This is a genomic window from Curtobacterium sp. ISL-83 (genome assembly GCF_018613895.1).
Lineage (GTDB): Bacteria > Actinomycetota > Actinomycetes > Actinomycetales > Microbacteriaceae > Curtobacterium.
This window is the reverse complement of the sequence record NZ_JAGGPH010000007.1, coordinates 331,406-348,467: the sequence shown is the minus strand read 5'-3', so window position 1 is coordinate 348,467 and position 17,062 is coordinate 331,406. Positions and strand designations below refer to the sequence as shown.

Annotated in this window: 18 protein-coding genes; 14 read left to right on the top strand and 4 right to left on the bottom strand. The window is 71.1% G+C overall.

Annotated features, from left to right (window positions below):
* The first annotated feature begins 61 nt into the window (after window positions 1-61).
* From J7E22_RS06150 to J7E22_RS06100, 11 genes are all read left to right on the top strand, one after another.
* Window positions 62-448 carry a hypothetical protein gene (locus J7E22_RS06150; RefSeq protein ID WP_214979896.1) on the top strand — a complete coding sequence of 129 codons (387 nt, stop codon included), beginning with the start codon at window positions 62-64 and terminating at the stop codon, window positions 446-448.
* 49 nt (window positions 449-497) lie between these two features.
* Complete coding sequence (locus J7E22_RS06145; protein ID WP_214979894.1) at window positions 498-1,001, top strand: MaoC family dehydratase; 504 nt, start codon at window positions 498-500, stop codon at window positions 999-1,001.
* 128 nt (window positions 1,002-1,129) lie between these two features.
* Window positions 1,130-1,516 carry a DUF1304 domain-containing protein gene (locus J7E22_RS06140; RefSeq protein WP_214979892.1) on the top strand — a complete coding sequence of 129 codons (387 nt, stop codon included), beginning with the start codon at window positions 1,130-1,132 and terminating at the stop codon, window positions 1,514-1,516.
* Between the two features lie 3 nt (window positions 1,517-1,519).
* The gene (locus J7E22_RS06135; RefSeq protein WP_308159165.1) at window positions 1,520-2,062 is read left to right on the top strand and encodes an AAA family ATPase; all 543 of its coding nucleotides are present in this window, start codon (window positions 1,520-1,522) and stop codon (window positions 2,060-2,062) included.
* A gap of 190 nt (window positions 2,063-2,252) precedes the next feature.
* Window positions 2,253-2,720, top strand: a complete 468-nt coding sequence (locus tag J7E22_RS06130) for a DUF4383 domain-containing protein (RefSeq protein ID WP_214979890.1) — start codon at window positions 2,253-2,255, stop codon at window positions 2,718-2,720.
* Window positions 2,721-2,876: 156 nt separating this feature from the next.
* Window positions 2,877-3,920, top strand: a complete 1,044-nt coding sequence (locus J7E22_RS06125) for a LacI family DNA-binding transcriptional regulator (RefSeq protein ID WP_214979888.1) — start codon at window positions 2,877-2,879, stop codon at window positions 3,918-3,920.
* A gap of 642 nt (window positions 3,921-4,562) precedes the next feature.
* Window positions 4,563-5,825, top strand: coding sequence for an ABC transporter substrate-binding protein (locus tag J7E22_RS06120; protein WP_214979886.1), 1,263 nt, complete (start codon window positions 4,563-4,565; stop codon window positions 5,823-5,825).
* 57 nt (window positions 5,826-5,882) lie between these two features.
* Window positions 5,883-6,836, top strand: coding sequence for a carbohydrate ABC transporter permease (locus J7E22_RS06115; protein WP_214979884.1), 954 nt, complete (start codon window positions 5,883-5,885; stop codon window positions 6,834-6,836).
* Window positions 6,833-7,705, top strand: coding sequence for a carbohydrate ABC transporter permease (locus tag J7E22_RS06110; protein WP_214979882.1), 873 nt, complete (start codon window positions 6,833-6,835; stop codon window positions 7,703-7,705). Before J7E22_RS06115 ends, J7E22_RS06110 begins: the two co-directional genes overlap by 4 nt.
* 23 nt (window positions 7,706-7,728) lie before the next feature.
* A complete protein-coding gene (locus J7E22_RS06105) occupies window positions 7,729-9,006 on the top strand; it encodes a family 1 glycosylhydrolase (protein ID WP_214979880.1) in 1,278 nt (425 codons plus the stop codon).
* A 92-nt stretch (window positions 9,007-9,098) separates the two neighbouring features.
* Window positions 9,099-10,781 carry an exo-alpha-sialidase gene (locus J7E22_RS06100; RefSeq protein WP_214979878.1) on the top strand — a complete coding sequence of 561 codons (1,683 nt, stop codon included), beginning with the start codon at window positions 9,099-9,101 and terminating at the stop codon, window positions 10,779-10,781.
* 103 nt (window positions 10,782-10,884) lie between these two features.
* Here the strand turns inward: J7E22_RS06100 and J7E22_RS06095 are convergent, their stop codons facing one another.
* Complete coding sequence (locus J7E22_RS06095; protein ID WP_214979877.1) at window positions 10,885-11,280, bottom strand: MerR family transcriptional regulator; 396 nt, start codon at window positions 11,278-11,280, stop codon at window positions 10,885-10,887.
* 108 nt (window positions 11,281-11,388) lie between these two features.
* On the opposite strand from J7E22_RS06095, the gene J7E22_RS06090 reads away from it, so the two are divergent.
* Entirely contained in the window at window positions 11,389-12,090 is a 702-nt protein-coding gene (locus J7E22_RS06090; protein ID WP_214979875.1) for an SDR family oxidoreductase, read from the top strand.
* Window positions 12,091-12,144: 54 nt separating this feature from the next.
* On the opposite strand, the gene J7E22_RS06085 is transcribed toward J7E22_RS06090, so the two are convergent.
* Window positions 12,145-12,900, bottom strand: coding sequence for an alpha/beta fold hydrolase (locus J7E22_RS06085; protein WP_214979873.1), 756 nt, complete (start codon window positions 12,898-12,900; stop codon window positions 12,145-12,147).
* Window positions 12,901-13,194: 294 nt separating this feature from the next.
* Window positions 13,195-13,845: an NAD(P)H-binding protein gene (locus tag J7E22_RS06080; RefSeq protein WP_214979871.1), complete on the bottom strand. Its 651-nt coding sequence runs from the start codon at window positions 13,843-13,845 to the stop codon at window positions 13,195-13,197.
* Window positions 13,846-13,920: 75 nt separating this feature from the next.
* Between J7E22_RS06080 and J7E22_RS06075 the strand changes: the two genes are divergently transcribed.
* Entirely contained in the window at window positions 13,921-14,427 is a 507-nt protein-coding gene (locus J7E22_RS06075) for a DUF4126 family protein (RefSeq protein WP_214979869.1), read from the top strand.
* A gap of 109 nt (window positions 14,428-14,536) precedes the next feature.
* Here the strand turns inward: J7E22_RS06075 and J7E22_RS06070 are convergent, their stop codons facing one another.
* Window positions 14,537-15,994 carry an MDR family MFS transporter gene (locus J7E22_RS06070; RefSeq protein ID WP_214979867.1) on the bottom strand — a complete coding sequence of 486 codons (1,458 nt, stop codon included), beginning with the start codon at window positions 15,992-15,994 and terminating at the stop codon, window positions 14,537-14,539.
* A gap of 91 nt (window positions 15,995-16,085) precedes the next feature.
* On the opposite strand from J7E22_RS06070, the gene J7E22_RS06065 reads away from it, so the two are divergent.
* Window positions 16,086-17,057, top strand: coding sequence for an NAD(P)-dependent oxidoreductase (locus J7E22_RS06065; protein ID WP_214979865.1), 972 nt, complete (start codon window positions 16,086-16,088; stop codon window positions 17,055-17,057).
* Window positions 17,058-17,062 lie beyond the last annotated feature (5 nt).

Genomic DNA, 17,062 nt, shown 5'->3' with positions numbered 1-17,062 from the left:
TCTGCGCACCAGCGAGTGGCCTCCGAACCGATCCGTGCGCTGCGGCGTTGAGCTGATCACCGTGTTCTCCGCCACGAAGCCCGCCACGAAGCCCGCCACGAAGTCCGCAACGACGTCGGCGCCGGATACCGCCACGACCCGAGTGACGCCCGAACCGTGCGCCGAGGCGCCGTTCGCCCCCGCTGCTCCGACCGCCACCACGACCCCGTGCCCGCGGTGCGCCCGGCCGCTCCGCACGGCACGGAACCCGTACTACGGCGTGAGCCTGGCCGTGCACGAGTGGCTGTACGTCTGCGACCGGTGCGGGTGCACCCGGTTCGCGACGCCGGTCGACGACGGACTCGTTGTCGTGCAGCCCGAACCCGAGCGTCCGGAACACGAGGCCTTCCTGCGGCTGGCACGGCGGATCCGTCGGCTGCGGCACGAGCAGGAGCGCGGCGCGGCCTGACGCGGTCCGCGAGCCGGTTCTCATCGCGGGCGCGATACGGTCGGACCGTATGAACAGCGCACCCGAGACCCCCGAGTTCACCGTCCCGCTGGCCGACCGGCACTTCGAGGACTACGTCCCCGGCACGGTCAGCACGTACGGCCCGATCACGGTGACGGAGGCGGAGATCGTCGCCTTCGCGCGGGCGTTCGACCCGCAGCAGATGCACACCGACCCTGCGGCCTCGGTCGACGGGCCCTTCGGTGGTCTGATCGCGAGCGGTTGGCACACGACGGCGATCATGATGCGGCTGATGGCGGACAACTACCTCAACCAGTGGACGAGTCTCGCCTCCCCGGGCGTCGACGAGCTCCGGTGGCACCTGCCCGTGCGGCCCGGCGACGCCCTGTCCGCGCGGTTCACCGTGCTCGACGCGCGCCCGTCGCGGACGAAGCCCGATCGCGGCCTGGTCCGGACGCGGATCGAGCTCCTGCGGCAGGACGGCGCCGTCGTGATGTCCCAGATGATGATGAACCTGATCCGCAGCCGGAGCACCGCGGCACCAACCGACTGACCGGCGGCCCGGTGCCCGGGTGTCGATCCGGCAACGGCTCCGGGCGACCCTGCTCCCCGTCGACCCCCGGCGATAGGGTGTTGCCCGATCGCCCGACCGGGCGTGGACCGCCCGTCGGAAGGCTCCCCGTGCTCGTCGTCGCCATGGTGCTCGCGGCCCTCGCCGCGTTGCTGCACGTCTACATCTTCGTGTTGGAGTCCGTCCTCTGGACGACGCCGCGCGCCCGGTCGGTGTTCGGCACCACCTCCGACGAGGCCGAGGCCACGAGGTCCCTCGCCTTCAACCAGGGCTTCTACAACCTGTTCCTGGCCATCGTCACCGGCATCGGCGTGGTGCTCGTGATCGCCGACCACCACGCCGTCGGGAGCGCGCTCGTCGTCGCGGGCACGGCTTCGATGCTCGCCGCCGCCGTGGTGCTGTTCGCCAGCGACGCCACCAAGCGGCGCCCGGCCACGACCCAGGGCGCGTTGCCGCTGCTGTCGCTCATCGCGCTCGCGATCGCCGCGGCGGTCTGACCCGTGGGGACGACGGGGGGCGAGATCGTCTGGATCAACGGCACGCACGGGGTCGGCAAGACCACCACGAGCCGCATCGTGCAGGGGCTGCTGCCCGGCTCGCGTCTGCTCGATGCCGAGAAGGTCGGTGAGGTCCTGATGGACATCCGACCGGGGTTGCCGACCACCGACGACTTCCAGCACTGGGACCCGTGGCGCCCGCTCGTCGTCGAGACGGCCCGTCGGGTCCAGCAGTACACGGGCAGCACGCTCGTGATGCCGATGACGGTCCTGGTGCAGGCGTACTGGCACGAGATCCGCGACGGACTCGCGGCGCACGGCATCGCGATCCGGCACTTCGTGCTCGACGCCGACCAGGCGACCCTGCGGCACCGCATCGAGCACGACCCCGACCTCGGGCCGTCGACGTTCCGGTTCTCCCGACTGGCGCCCTACGCCGAGGCAGCGCGCACCTGGCTGCACGACGAGGCGGAGGTCATCGACACCGTCGGCCGCACACCCGAGCAGGTCGCGGCCCGCATCGCGGAGGCCGTGCTCGCGGACTGAACCCGCTCCCCGGCGCTGCGTCGAGCCGGTCCGGGAAACGCGGTGGGCAGAATGCTGCAAACCGCCCGCGAGAGCGCTCCGAATCACATCCGAGCGCATGGCGACACCGTCGCCGCGTCCGGCAACCAGGCCGGGCGTCGGGCGCCCGAGTCGCACACGACCTGCGGCTCGTGACAGGAGAGATCCCATCATGACCAGCAACGCAGCAACCACGCGGTACGGCTCGACGCTGACCCAGAAGGGCGCCCTCGTCTTCGGAGTGGTGTTCCTGATCGTCGGTCTCGCCGGCTTCATCCCCGGACTCACCATGGACATGGGCACCATGTCCGTCGCCGGGCACGGCTCGATGGCCATGCTCCTCGGCACCTTCCAGGTCTCGGTGCTCCACAACATCGTGCACCTGCTCTTCGGCATCGTCGGTCTGCTCGCCGCCCGTACGGCGTCCGCAGCGCGCCTGTACCTGCTCGTGGGCGGCATCGTCTACGCCGTCCTGTTCATCTACGGCCTGTTCACCGCCGGCATGATGACCGGTGCGAACTTCGTGCCGCTGAACGCCGCCGACAACGTGCTGCACCTGATCCTCGCCGTCGCGATGATCGTGCTCGGTGTCGTCCTGCCGCGCGCCGGACGGTCGACGGGTGCGCGCACCGCGCGCTGATCGGGTCACGACCCACTGACGGACGGGAGGCGCGGTGCCAGCTGGCACCGCGCCTCCCGTCTGTCGGTCCGGACCGACCTCCCTCGGTGCGGTAGGTTCCTGCCGAGCGCAGTCCACCGTGCGACCCGCGCAGTCGACCGTGCGAAGGGAGCGCCGATGGCCCAGGGGCACCGCTCTCCGCCGACCATGAGCGACGTCGCGGCGCTCGCCGGGGTGTCGAAGAAGACCGTCTCGAACGTCCTGTCGGGCTACGAGCACGTCTCGGCCCGGACGCACGACCGCGTGATGGCGGCCGTCGACGAGCTCGGGTACGAGCTGAACGTGTCGGCGCGGAACTTCCGCGCGGGGCGCTCGCGCGTGCTCGGGCTGGCGGTCCCCGAGCTCCGGCAGGCGTACTTCGCAGAGCTCGCCGACGCCGTCATCCGGGCTGCCGGCGCCGTCGGCTACACGGTGCTCATCGAGCAGACCGCGAGCGGCGAGCGGGAGTCCGACGCGATCACCCGGATGCGCGAGCACTCCATCGACGGGATCATCTACAGTCCGCTGGCCGTGCGGGAGAGCGATGTCGAGGCCCTCGAGGTGAAGTTCCCGCTGGTGGTGCTCGGCGAGCCCCTGGCCGGCAGTGGTGCGACCTTCATCACGATGTCGAACGCGGCCGCGGTCCGGGACGCCACCGAACACCTGCTGTCCGCGGGTCGGACGGCGATCGCGTTCCTCGGGGCGGAGCCCGACGGACCGGTGCGCACGGCTCTGGAGCGTCTGCGGGGCTACCGCGAGGCGTTGGCCGCCCACGGGATCCCGTTGGTGTCGGAGCGGATCGTGTCGACGGCGCTGTGGCACCGGGCGGACGGGGCCGAGGCCGCGCGGCGGTTGCTCGCGGCGGGCGTGACGGTGGACGGGATCGTGTGCTGCAACGACGCGCTCGCGCTCGGGGCGATGAGTGCGCTGCAGTTGGCCGGGCGTGACGTGCCGGGGGACGTCGCCGTGGTGGGGTTCGACGACATCGAGGAGTCCGCGTACGCGACGCCGGCGCTGACGACGGTGTCGGCGGACCTCGATCGCGTGGCTGCCACGGCGGTGGGGCTGCTCGTCGCGCAGCTGGAGGAGGGGGCTGCGCCCTCGCCCGGGATCGTGGAGTCGCCGCACGCACTGTTGGTCCGGGCGTCGTCGGGCGCGGTGGTGGTCCCGAGCGCGTCCTGACCGGGGCGGGGGCGCCGCTGGGGCGCTGGGGTGCCGCCGGGGTGCCCAGACGCCGCGGGTGTGCCGAGACGCCGCGGGGGTGCTGAGACGCCGCGGGTGTGCCGAGACGCCGCGTATGTGCCGAGACGCCGCCGAATCCCGCGGCGTCTCGCACGGACCGGCGTGTCTCGCGTGGGGACGAGTGGTTTCGTGGGAACGGGGGCGTCTCGGCGAGACGCCTCCGTCCGGGTCGAGACGCCCTGAGGATGCCGGAACGCCGCCGAATTCCGCGGCGTCTCGGACGGACCGGGGTGTCTCGCGTGGGGACGAGTGTTTCGTGGGAACGGGGGCGTCCCAGCGCGACGCCTCCGTCCGGGTCGAGACGCCCTGAGGATGCCGAGACGCCGCCGAATCCCGGGGCGTCTCGCACGGACCGGGGCGTCCCGCGCAGACGGGCCCGTTCCGTGCGGGCGGCGTCGCCCCGTCGAGACGGCGGCGTCCTACCGCGACGGCGGCGTCTCGGGCACGGCGCTGCCGGGACGGTCCCCGCGCCCCACCCTTGACGACACCGAGCGCACCGGCTACCTTGCCATTTACACCGGTGTAAATCTGGTGCAGACGAGGTCCCCCACACCGAAGTGCGGGACGGATGGCAGGTTTTCGATGAAGAAGCACATCGCGGTCGTCGCGCTCGCAACAGCGGCGGCCATCTCCCTGGCGGGGTGCGCCGGTTCGCCCGGATCCTCCCCGAACGCACACGTGGACCTGACGTTCTGGCACGGCTACACCGAGGCCGACGGCAAGGTCCTCGACCAGATCGTCAAGGACTTCAACAAGTCCCAGGACAAGGTCACGATCTCCACGCAGACCAAGACGTGGGCGGTCATCGACGACACGATGCTCCCCGCGCTCTCGGCGAAGAAGGGCCCGGACATCGTCGCGATGACGTCCGACCGGCTGCCCGTCTACGCCGAGAAGAAGGCGCTGGTCGACCTGAGCGACTTCTACCGCAAGGACTCCAGCAACACGGCGAAGCTCAAGGAGCAGGCCGTCGCCATGGAGACCGTCGGCGGCAAGCAGTACGGCGTGCCGAGCGGGTTCGTCCCGCTCTCGGTGATCTACAACAAGAAGCTCTTCAGCGCCGCGGGCATCACCGCGTTCCCCACCACGTGGGACGCCTGGGTCGCCGACGCGAAGAAGCTCACGAAGGACACGAACGGCGACGGCACGCCCGAGCAGTACGGGCTCGTGCTGCCGGACCACCAGACCGTCGGGAACGGCATCTGGCCGAGCCTGTTCGCCGGCAACGGTGGATCGATCACGAACAAGGCCGGCACCAAGGCCACCATCGACTCCGCAGCCAACAAGGCGACGCTGGCGTACTGGTCCAAGGCGGTCCGGGACGACAAGATCTCGCCGACCGGGGTCGACGGCATCGCGGCCGACAAGCTCTTCACCGCGGGCAAGACCGCGATGGAGATCGGCGGCCCGTGGATGGCCGGCGTGGCCAAGGCCTCGGGCATCGACTACGGCATCGCCGCGATCCCCGCCGGCCCGAAGGCGCAGGCGGCCTCGGCGATCGGCATCTCGCTCGGCGTCACCGCGCAGACCGACGACCCGAAGCGCGCAGCCGCCGAGCAGTTCCTGACCTACTTCAACGAGAAGACCGTCGCCACGAAGTGGGCCCTCGGCTCCGGGTGGCCGCCGCTCCGCACCGACGTCTCGGCCGCCGACGTGGACGCCAACCCGACCGTGGCGACCCTGACCGGCCTGCCGGGGGAGACGATCCCGCTGCTGCCCGGTGTCGTGAACAGCGGTGACGTCCTCACCGCGATCGACACGGCGACGCAGAAGGCCATGTCGGGCGGGAACCCGGCAGACCTGCTGGCCACCGCCGACAGCAGCGTCAAGTCGGCCCTGAAGTAGCAGCAGCCCAGCCAGGGTGGGGCCCGCGCGTCGGGCCCCACCCGGACGGAGGAGACCATGACCACACAGCAGCTCGGCCGACGCCGGCGGTACCGCCCGCCGGGGCAGCTCGGCGGCCGCACGCCCCTCAACGGGTCGTTCCGCCGCCGCGCCACGATCGTCGGCTTCCTGGCACCCGCGATCGTCGTCCTGGGTGCGTTCGTGCTCTGGCCGATGATCTCCGCGCTCCAGCTGTCCTTCACCGACGGGAGTGGCTTCGGCGACCCGCGGTTCATCGGGATCGCCAACTACGTCAAGGTCTTCACCGACCCGGACGTGCTGCGGTCGATCGGCAACACGGCGCTGTACGCGGTGCTGTTCACCCCGGTCGCGATCGCCGTCGCGCTGGCGCTGGCCCTGGTCCTGAACCACCCGGCCCTGCCGTTCCGCGGGTTCTTCCGGTCGGCGCTGTTCCTGCCGTTCATCGTCTCGCTCGCCGTCGCCGCGTTCGCGTGGTCGTACCTGCTCGACCCGCAGATCGGTCTGCTGAACCACTGGCTGCAGGTGGTCGGCATCCGGCTCGGCAACGTCCTGCAGGACCCGACCCTGGCGATGCCGACCGTCGTGCTCGTCGCGGTGTGGAAGAGCTTCGGGTTCTACATGGTGATCTTCCTGGCCGGTCTGCAGGAGATCCCGACCAGCCTGTACGAGGCCGCGCAGCTCGACGGCGCGAGCAGTCGGCAGCGGTTCACGAACGTCACCTTCCCGATGCTGAGCAACACGATGGCGTTCGTCGTGATCGTCGCCCTGATCGCGGCGCTGCAGGCGTTCGACCAGATCTACGTGCTCACCGGGGGCGGCCCGTACCGCTCCACCGAGACGATCGTGATGCAGGTGTACCAGTCCGGGTTCAAGGACCTCGACCTCGGGTTCGCCTCGGCGCTGGCCTACGTGCTGCTCATCGCGACCCTGTTGCTCAGCCTGGTGCAGTTCCTGTTCTTCGCGAAGCGCGGAGAGGACGCCGCATCATGACCGCACTCCCCCGCCCCGCCGTCGTCGCCCGGCACACCACCCGGACGCGCAGGCAACCGTCGCTCCGGTGGCTCGGCTTCGCCGCCGTCCTGATCGTGACGCTCGCGGTGCTGCTGCCCGTGCTCATCATCGTGTTCACGGCGTTCAAGCCCGCGAGCGAGGTGAACGCCTACCCGCCGACGCTCTTCCCGCACACGTGGACGCTCGACAACTTCAGGGCGATCTTCACCCAGCTGCCGTTCGGCCGGCTCATCCTGAACAGCTTCGGCTTCGCGGGTGGTGTCACGGTGTTCGCGCTGGCGTTCGACTCCCTCGCCGCCTACGCCCTGGCACGGCTGGACTTCCGCGGCAGCAAGGTCCTGCTCATCGTGATCATCGCGAGCCTGATGATCCCGTTCCAGGCCACCCTGATCCCGATCTACCGGTTGGTCTCCGACCTCGGGTGGGTGAACACCTTCGCCGGGCTCATCGCACCCCGGGCCGCGGACGCGTTCGGGATCTTCTTCCTGCGGCAGTTCTTCATCTCGCTGCCCCGCGACCTCGACAACGCCGCACGCATCGACGGCGCGTCCGAGTGGCGGATATTTCGGAGCATCATCCTGCCGAACGCGGTGCCCGCGCTGCTCACGCTCGCGATCTTCACGTTCGTCAACAACTGGAACGACCTGCTCTGGCCGCTCGTCTTCACGACGGACCAGGACATGGGGACGATCACCTCCGGCCTGACGCTCCTGACCGGCCCCGGGGGGATCATCCCGCAGGGCGTGATGATGGCGGGCGCCCTGATGGCCGTGCTGCCCCTGGCCGTGATGTTCCTGCTCGTGCAACGCCGCTTCATCGAGAGCGTCGCCAGCACCGGACTCAAATGACGAACACCACGAGACGAGACCCCATGCACTGGTCCGACGACGGACGCCTGCACTTCGCCCTGGGCATCGAGGACACCTTCGTCCCGCAGGCCCGTCCCGGTGAGCGCCCCATCGACGAGTACGAACTCACCGACCACTACCGGCAGTACGCCGCCGACCTCGGCCTGGCCGTCGACGTCGGCGCCGAGCTCCTGCGCTGGGGCGTGCCCTGGTACCGGGTCGCCCCCGAGCCCGGTGTCTGGGACTGGTCGTGGGTGGACGGCGTCATGGCGCGCTTCCGCGAGACCGGACTGCGGCCCGTGGTCGACCTGCTGCACTACGGCACGCCGCTCTGGCTCGACGGGCAGTTCGCGAACCCCGACTACCCCGCGCACGTCACCGAGTACGCGGCACGGTTCGCGGCCCGCTACGGCGACGTCGCCACGGACTACACGCCGGTCAACGAACCCGTCATCCACGCCCTGTTCTCCGGCGAGTACGGCTACTGGCCCCCGTACCTGACCGGTGCCGAGGGGTCCGCTCGCATCGCCGCCGCCCTGGCGACGGGGTTCGTCACCACGCAGCAGGCCATCACCCGCGAGCTCGGCGACGCAGCACGCTTCGTCCACGTCGAAGCGGGCATCCGGTACGTCGGCGACGTCGACGCCCCCGAGCACCGTGACACCGTCGAACGACTCCGGGCGCAGGCGTTCCTGGTCGAGGACCTCGTCACGGGCGGGGTGGGGAACGACCACCCGCTCGTCGGACGCCTCCGGTCCGGCGGGGTCACCGACGCGGACCTCGACTGGTTCCGCGCGAACGCGGTCCGACCGGACGTGATGGGCGTCAACTACTACCCGCTGCACTCCACCGAGGTCTTCGAGGCCGGCGTCCACCACGGCGGCGGGTTCGCCGATCCCCGGCCGTACCGGGACACCGGCACCGAGGGGCTCCGCGACGTGCTGACCACCTACGCGGACCGCTACGGCGCCCCGGTGATGCTCACCGAGACCTGCGTCACCGGCTCCGAGGCCGACCGCATCGCCTGGCTCGACGACTCGGTCGAGGCGATCCACGAGCTCCGCGCCGAGGGCGTCCCGGTCGTCGGCTACACCTGGTGGCCGTTGTTCGACATGTACGAGTGGACGTGGCGCCACACGGACGCACCCCGCCAGGAGCACCTGCTCACGATGGGGCTCTTCGACCTGGTGGAGGACGGCGCCGGCGGTCTCGACCGCCGTCGCAACCCGGTTGCCGACGCGTTCACGGCGCAGGCCCGTCACGCCGCGGTCGCCACCGCGTCGCTCAGCGCGACCACTTGACGGACTGGAGGACGGGACCCGCCCGCCCCGCGCCTCCCGTCCGCCGTCCACCCAGCACACGAACACCGCACCCAACGAACGAACGGAGCACCATGCCCTTCCGAACCGGCGCCGCCCCGGCGCCACGTCGTCGCACGACGACCCTGCTCGCGACGGCGCTCGCCGCGTCCGCCGCCCTCGTCGTCGCCCTGGTCGGCGCGCCCCCTGCCCACGCCGTCACCACGGGCAACGGCGCCCTGGTGTACTCCCCGGCCGCGGGCACCTCGTTCAACCCCGAGGGCGGCCGCGCTGCCGGGACCACCTACGCCAAGATGGTCGTCCTGAAGAACAGCGGCTCGTCGAACGGCACGCAGATCGTCACGTTCGACCAGCTCGTGCTCGAGAACGGCGTGCAGGTCTACCCGATCTACCGGAGCACGGACAACGGCACCTCGTGGACGCGGATCGCCGCCGTGAAGCCGAGCGCGCAGTTCCCGACGCTGACCCGCACCGCGCAGCCGTCGCTCTACGAGACGCCGATCCAGCTCGGCACGATGCCCGCCGGCACCCTGCTGCTGAGCGGCATGATCATGCCGAGCGACCGGTCGAGCAGCCGACTCGTCATGTACAAGAGCCTCGACCACGGGGTCACCTGGTCGTTCGTCAGCACCGTCGACACCGGTGGCGCCGCGACCTACGACCCGAGCCCGACCTCGACGACCTCCACGGTGTGGGAGCCCTCGCTCGCGGTGGACGCCAACGGCGGGCTCGTCACGTACTTCTCCGACGAACGGCAGAAGGCGAACGGTGTCCTGCAGGCCGTCAGCTACCGGCGCTCCACGGACGGCGGCCTGACCTGGGGCGGCGTCGTGAACGTGTCGGCGCCGACGAACCGGAGCGACCGCCCGGGGATGATCACGGTCACGCGCCTGCCGAACGGCAAGTACCTCGCCACGTTCGAGGTCGTGAACCAGCCGAGCCAGTCGAACAACACCGCGCCGGTGTACTACAAGATCTCGCCCGACGGCCTGAACTGGAGCCCCGAGACGAGTCTCGGCACGAAGATCGCACTCGCGAACGGCCGCGGGGTCGGGTCCTCGCCCGAGGTCCGGTGGATCCCGACCGCGGGCAACGCGAACGGCATGGTCGTCGTCTCGTCGAAGTGGTCGCTCGACAGCGCGGGGAACATCGACGGTGGTCAGGACTTCGTCGTGAACCGGAACCAGGGCTCGGGAGCGTGGGAGCAGCTGCCGTACGCCGTGACGTACGACGCCCGCGACACCGAGGGCGGGACGTTCAGCGGGTTCGCGCAGAGCTTCGACTCGAGCGCCGACGGCAAGACGCTCTACCAGGCGACGAACGTCGAGAACCCGACCACCACCTACAACGACGTCCGGGTCGGGTCGATCCCGATCAACGCCCAGCAGTACGAGGCCGAGGCCGCCGTCCGCTCGTCGGACACCAGCCTGGTCACGCAGCCGGACGCCGTCGGCGGGGCGAAGGTCGGCAACATCAACACCGCGACCAGCTCGGTGCGGTTCACCGTCCAGGCCGCCACGGCCGGGACCTACACGATGAACGTCCGCTACGACAACGGCTCCGGGGCGACGAGCTCCCACAACGTGTCGGTGAACGGTGGGACGGCATCGGCGATCTCCTACGCGCCGACGGTCAACTGGGGTCGGTTCGGGTGGGCGCAGAAGACCGTGACGCTCGCGGCGGGGACGAACACGATCACCTTCACGAAGGGGACGGGGTTCGCGGAGCTGGACCAGATCCAGCTGTACCAGCCCTGACCGGGCCGGTCGGGTGACCGGGGGGATCACCCGGCCGGTTGACGGACGGACGGGAGGCGCGGTGCCAGCTGGCACTGCGCCTCCCGTCCGTCGTTCCGGCCGGTCAGGCGGCGACCGCTCCGGAGGGTTGCTCGCGGAGCGCCGGGCAGTGCTCGGCCGTCGGGTGCTCGGAGATCGCGATGACCTCGTCCAGGCGCGCGCGTGCCGCCTCGAGTTCTCGCAGCTGAGCGGAGATGCGGTCACGCTCCGACACCAGGAGCGCGAACGACTCCGGGGTCGCCTGCCCCGCGTCGACGCACGGCAGCAGCTGCACGATCGTCCGACTGGGCAGCCCGGCGGCGAACAGCTGCTGCACGAGGCGGACCCGATCGACCGCGGCCTCCGTGTAGACACGTTGCCCGCTGGCCGTGCGGGAGGCCAGCAGCAAGCCCTGTTCCTCGTAGTAGCGGAGCGACCGCACGCTCACGCTCGTGGCGGCGGCGAGGTCTCCGATGCGCATGACTGCTCCGATCCTGGCGTCCCGGAACCGGGCTTGCCCCTGACACCCATGTGAGGTCGTAGCGTAGCCCAGCCGCAGCGGGACGGACCCGTGCGGCGAGAGGAACACATGGACATCGCTGGATCCGTCGCACTCGTCACCGGCTCGAACCGGGGCATCGGACGCCGCTTCGTGCTGCAGCTGCTGGAACGCGGCGCCACGAAGGTCTACGCCACCGCACGGCGACCCGAGCTCGTCGACATCGAGGGGGTCGAGGTGCTGCCGCTCGACATCACCGACGACGCCTCGATCACCGCTGCTGCGGCCGCGGCACCCGACGTCACCCTGCTCGTCAACAACGCGGGCATCGCCACGACCGGGTCGTTGGTGCACGACGACCTGACGGACGCCCGCCGCGAGATGGACACGCACTTCTGGGGCACGCTCGGGATGGTCCGCGCCTTCGCACCGGTGATCGAACGGAACGGCGGCGGCGGGATCGTCAACGTGCTGTCCGCGCTGTCGTGGTTCGTGTTCCCGGGGTCCGGCGGGTACGCGGCCGCCAAGGCCGCGGAGTGGAACATGACGAACGCGGTCCGGCTCGAGCTCGCGAGCAAGGGCATCAGCGTGCAGGGGCTGCACCTCGGCGCGGCGGACACGGACATCATGGCCGGCTACGACGGACCGATGGTCGACCCCGCCGACGTGGCGCGCGCATCGCTGGACGGGGTCGAGCGGGACGCCGCCGAGGTCGTCGTGGACGAGTGGAGCGCCATGGTCAAGGCGTCGCTCGCGGGGAAGCCGGAGGAGTTCTACGCGCGGTTCGCCTGACTCGTGCGGCTGTCGGTGCGGCCGCCGATCCAGCCCTCGGTCGACACCGGGAGGTCAGGCGAGGAACGCCCGGATCTGGTCCACCACCAGGTCCGGGCGGGTGATGAACGGGTGGTGTCCCGTCGGGACCTCGACGCTCCGCGAGGCGCGGGCGGCGTGCTCGCGCTGCAGTGCCACCGTCGTGCTCCGGTCGTCGAGGCACACCATCGCCGTCGAGTCGACGTCGGCCCACCCCGCGTTGGTCGTCGGGGTCCCGAGCGCGGCGACCGACTGGCTGGTCGTCCGGTGCCAGGCAGCACGCTGCGTCGCCGGGTCGGCGTCCTGCAGGAACCGCGCTCCGAACGAGGTCTCGTCGTAGCCGTCGAGCGACACGGTGCCGTCCTCGTGCACCGCGACGGCGACCGGGTCGGGTTCGCCGCTCATGATCGCGGCCTGCGCCTGGCCGACCGCGGGCGTGTACGAGGACACGAGCAGCAGGTTCGTCACCGCGGGGTGCGCTCCGGCTTCGGCGATGACGGTCCCGCCGTAGGAGTGCCCGACGAGGATCACCGACGACAGTCCGTCGAGCGCTCGCCGGAGTGCGGCGGCGTCGGTGCGGAGGTCGGGGCTGCCAGGAGCGGCGGGGGCTGCGGCGGGCTGGTCGGGTCGGTCGGGTCGTTCGGGTTGCTCAGGCTTGCCGCACGAGGGGAGGGCCAGCGCCCGGCTCTCGATGCCGGTCCGTGTGCGGAGGAGGTCGGCGGTGGGCTGCCACCACCACGCGCCGTCGCGCACCAGGGCGCCGTGCACGAAGACCACGGTCGGATTCGTCATGTGCTCGAACCTAGGGACCCGTAGCGTGGTCGGCCGCCCCGTTCGCTCACAGCGGCGCGAGGCTGTTCCTTCCCAGAACGGTCGCGATCACAAGCGGGAACGCGCGTACCCGGCCGAACGCGCAGCCCGGGTACGCGCGGGAACACTGACTACGCACGGAAGCACCGGGCACGCGCGGAACGACCGGGTACGCGCGGAACCACCAGGTACGCGCGAAACGACCGGGTAGGCACGAACCGCCCGGCACGCGCGGGACGACCGGGTACGCGCGAGAGCGCGCACCCCCGGCCCGCGTCAGGCCCCGCTACCGTGCAGGAACTCGGCGACCGGCGTGCCGCCGCCGTTGAAGCGGAAGGTGCGGCCGGCGGTCGACGGGTCCTCGACCACGTCGGCGACCACGTGCGCCACGTCACCGCGCGGGACCTCGGTCGCCGTCCCGTCCCAGTCGACGGACCCGGTCGGCTCGTCGTCGGTGAGGGTGCTCGGCGCGACGATCGTCCACTGCAACCCGGAGTCGCGCAGCACCGCGTCCGCGATCGTCTTCGACTGCGCGTACGCGAAGAAGTCCTGGTCCTGCGGCACCCCGTGGTCGAGGGCCGAACCCGCCCAGGACACCATCACGTACCGGTCGACGCCGGCCTTCGCGGCACCCTGCACGGACAGGACCGCGGCGTCGCGGTCGATCGCCCAGGTCCGGTCCGCGGATCCCCCGCCGGCGCCGGCCGACCACACGACGACGTCGTGCCCGTGCACGAGCTCGGCGAAGTCCGTCAGGGTCTGCGCCTGGATGTCCGCGATGTGCGGCTCGCCGCCGTGGGCGCGGACATCGTCGCCCTGCGCGGGGTCCCGGATGACCGAGGTCACCGTGTGCCCCCGTTCGCTGAGGATCCGTGTCGTCAGGAGACCGACCTTGCCGTGACCACCGAAGAGGATGACGTTGCTCATGCTCCCGACCGTACGCGCCCCGGGTACCAGCCAGCGGTGGGTGAGTACCGTCGGACACGACCTCGAGGAGCAACCATGGCGAAGAACACCCGCGAACCGCACACCCGTGAGCAGCGCACGCTCATCCGGACCCTGGCGCTCGGCGTCCTGAGCGGTGGCCGCAGCGCCACCCCACTCGCCGTCCTCGCGCTGAACCACGACCGACCCGCGCTCACGGGCGCCTGGCAGGACTGGAAGGTGTTCGCCACCCCGCTCGGCCGCGGCCTGCTCGTCGCCTCTGCCGTCGGTGAGCTCATCGGTGACAAGTTCCCGAAGACCCCGAACCGCATCGCCCCGATGAGCCTGCTCGGGCGCATGGGCTCCGGCGCGCTCGCCGGTGCCGCCCTCGGCACGACGGGCAAGCGCGACCTCCGCATCGAGGGTGCGATCCTCGGCGCCGTCGGCGCGCTCGTCGGCAGCTTCGTCGGCTGGGCCGCACGCAAGGCCGTCGGTGGGACGACCGGGCTGCCCGACCCCGTCGTCGCGCTCGCCGAGGACGCCGCCACGATCGCGGGCTCGGTCAAGGTCGTCACGGCGTCCTGACGACGCGATCCGTCGACGGTCCGACCGGACCACACGCAGACGGGAGGCACGGTGCGGACCCGCACCGTGCCTCCCGTCTGTCTTCCGGTCCGGTCCGGACCGGTCCCCGTCAGACCGTGGCGGCCTCCGGCTGCGACTCCGCCGCGACGTCGGCCGCACGCCGTCGGTGCGCCGGCATGAACAGCACCGACACGAGCAGCACCAGCGCCACAGCGGCGATCGCGATGAACACGAGGTGCATCGCGGTCATCAGGCCGGCACCCTCCGGGACGCCGGTCGCGTTCAACCGGACGTGGGCGTTCACGACCGCGCCGAACACCGCGACGCCGATCGCTGAGCCCATCGACCGGGCGAACATGTTCGTCCCCGTCACGGCTCCGCGCTCGTTGTGTGCCGCAGAGGTCTGCGCGGCGATGAGCGTCGGCACGGCCGTGAGGCCCATGCCCGCGCCGACCACGAAGCAGAACAGGGCGACGAGCCACGCCGATGACTGCGCGCCGAGGGTGATCGTGAGCAGCGCACCGACCAGCACCAGGGACGACCCGATCACGGCGGTCACGCGGAACCCCCACCGCAGGTAGAAGCGGCCGGCTTGCGACGCGGAGATCGGCCATCCGAGCGTGAGCGCGGCCAGGGCGAACCCGGCGATCAGCGCGGAGGTGCCGAGCACGTCCTGCGCGTAGATCGGCACGTACGTCGACAGACCCATCACGATGACGCCGATGACCAGCGACGCCACCGTTGACGCAGCGACCACCCGGCGCCGGAGCAGCGCGAGCGAGAAGATCGGCTGCTCCACCCGGAGCTCGACGAGGATGAACGCGACGAGCAGCAGGACCGCCGCGGTGAAGATCGCGAACGACGCCCCGGAGTTCCAGGCCCAGGTCGTCCCGCCCTCGAGCAGGCCCAGCAGCAGCGCGGTCGTGCCGCCGGCCAGGAGCGCCGCGCCCCAGTAGTCGATGCGTTCCCGTCGCTCACCGGCCACGCGGTTCTCGGTGTATGCCCGCAGGAGCATGAACCCTGCGACGAGCGCCAGCGGAATGTTGATCCAGAAGATCCAGCGCCACGCGCCGATCTCGCTGAAGATGCCGCCGAGTGTCGGACCGACCACCGAGGCGATGCCCCAGACCGACGCCAGGTAGCCCTGCGTCTTGGCGCGCTCCTCGAGCGTGTAGATGTCGCTCGTGATCGTCATCGAGATCGGCAGGACCGCACCGGCGCCGAGCCCCTGGACGACACGGGCCGCGATGAGCACGGGCATCGACCAGGCGACACCGCAGAGGACCGACCCGAGCAGGAAGAGTCCGATACCGACGAGGAGCAGGCGCTTCCGACCGAGCACGTCCGCGAGGCGACCGTAGATCGGCACGGAGACGGCCTGCGCGAGCAGGTACACCGAGAACAGCCAGGGCAGCTGCTGGAAGTGTCCGAGGTCGCGGGCGATCGACGATGACGCGGTCGCGATGATGGTCGAGTCGAGGGCGACCAGCGCGGTCGCGAGCATGAGGGACAGCAGGATCGGGCCACGCTCCGAGCGCAGGCCGACCCCGGAGGATCGTGCAGCCATGGAGGGGCGAAGTCCGTTCCACGACGGAACATTCCCGGGTGGCCCTGGTGGGTCCTCGCTCGGCCAGGATGCGCAGCCTACGGTGGCGCTCATGCGCATCGTCGTCATCGGAGCAACCGGCCACATCGGCTCGTTCCTCGTCCCCCGTCTCGTTCGTGCCGGCCACGAGGTCGTCACCATCAGCCGCGGCACCCGGTCGGCCTACGTCGACGCCCCGGAGTGGCAGCAGGTCGAGCAGGTCACCGCCGACCGGGAGCAGGAGGACCGCGACGGGACCTTCGGCGGCCGGATTGCCGACCTGCACGCGGACGCCGTGGTCGACCTGGTCTGCTTCACGCTCGAGTCGGCCGAGGCGCTCGTCGCCGCGCTCCGCGGGTCCGGGACGCACCTGGTGCACTGCGGGTCGATCTGGCGTGCCGGTGTCTCCCACGTCCTGCCGATCACCGAGGGCACGGCGACCGCTCCGTTCGGCGAGTACGGCACGCAGAAGGACGCCATCGCCCGGATGCTCAAGGCAGAAACCGCCTCGGGAGGTTTGGTGACGACCTCCGTCCACCCCGGGCACATCAGCGGGCCCGGCTGGATGCCGATCGGTCCGCTCGGGAACCTCGACCCCGCGGTCTGGACGACGCTGTCCGCCGGTGCACCCCTCGAGGTCCCCGGCCTGGGCGCCGAGACCATGGCCCACGTGCACGCCGACGACGTGGCCCAGGCCTTCCAACTCGCTGTCGAGCGGCGCGACGCCGCAGCGGGCGAGGACTTCTTCATCACGGCCCCGGACGCGCTCACCGTGCGCGGGTACGCCCACCTGGCAGCGTCGTGGTTCGGCCAGGAGGCACGGCTCGAGTCCGTCACGTGGGACCGGTTCCGCGAGACCACGGCCGCGGAGCACGCGGACGCGAGCTGGGAGCACCTGTCGCGCAGCCAGGTATTCAGCCTCGAGAAGCCGGCCCGGGTGCTGGGGTACCAGCCGACGTACACAGCCTCGGAGACCGTGCTCGACGCGGTGCGCTGGTTGGTCGAGCACGACGAGGTCTCGGTCGCCGGGCCCTTCCGGATCTGAACGGC

Excerpts from the sequence above, each read along its gene's own strand:
- J7E22_RS06145 (WP_214979894.1), top strand. The coding sequence starts at position 498 with ATGAACAGCGCACCCGAGACCCCCGAGTTCACCGTCCCGCTGGCCGAC.
- J7E22_RS06130 (WP_214979890.1), top strand. The coding sequence starts at position 2,253 with ATGACCAGCAACGCAGCAACCACGCGGTACGGCTCGACGCTGACCCAG.
- J7E22_RS06125 (WP_214979888.1), top strand. The coding sequence starts at position 2,877 with ATGGCCCAGGGGCACCGCTCTCCGCCGACCATGAGCGACGTCGCGGCG.
- J7E22_RS06120 (WP_214979886.1), top strand. The coding sequence starts at position 4,563 with ATGAAGAAGCACATCGCGGTCGTCGCGCTCGCAACAGCGGCGGCCATC.
- J7E22_RS06115 (WP_214979884.1), top strand. The coding sequence starts at position 5,883 with ATGACCACACAGCAGCTCGGCCGACGCCGGCGGTACCGCCCGCCGGGG.
- J7E22_RS06110 (WP_214979882.1), top strand. The coding sequence starts at position 6,833 with ATGACCGCACTCCCCCGCCCCGCCGTCGTCGCCCGGCACACCACCCGG.
- J7E22_RS06105 (WP_214979880.1), top strand. The coding sequence starts at position 7,729 with ATGCACTGGTCCGACGACGGACGCCTGCACTTCGCCCTGGGCATCGAG.
- J7E22_RS06100 (WP_214979878.1), top strand. The coding sequence starts at position 9,099 with ATGCCCTTCCGAACCGGCGCCGCCCCGGCGCCACGTCGTCGCACGACG.
- J7E22_RS06095 (WP_214979877.1), bottom strand. The coding sequence starts at position 11,280 with ATGCGCATCGGAGACCTCGCCGCCGCCACGAGCGTGAGCGTGCGGTCG.
- J7E22_RS06090 (WP_214979875.1), top strand. The coding sequence starts at position 11,389 with ATGGACATCGCTGGATCCGTCGCACTCGTCACCGGCTCGAACCGGGGC.
- J7E22_RS06085 (WP_214979873.1), bottom strand. The coding sequence starts at position 12,900 with ATGACGAATCCGACCGTGGTCTTCGTGCACGGCGCCCTGGTGCGCGAC.
- J7E22_RS06080 (WP_214979871.1), bottom strand. The coding sequence starts at position 13,845 with ATGAGCAACGTCATCCTCTTCGGTGGTCACGGCAAGGTCGGTCTCCTG.
- J7E22_RS06075 (WP_214979869.1), top strand. The coding sequence starts at position 13,921 with ATGGCGAAGAACACCCGCGAACCGCACACCCGTGAGCAGCGCACGCTC.
- J7E22_RS06070 (WP_214979867.1), bottom strand. The coding sequence starts at position 15,994 with ATGGCTGCACGATCCTCCGGGGTCGGCCTGCGCTCGGAGCGTGGCCCG.
- J7E22_RS06065 (WP_214979865.1), top strand. The coding sequence starts at position 16,086 with ATGCGCATCGTCGTCATCGGAGCAACCGGCCACATCGGCTCGTTCCTC.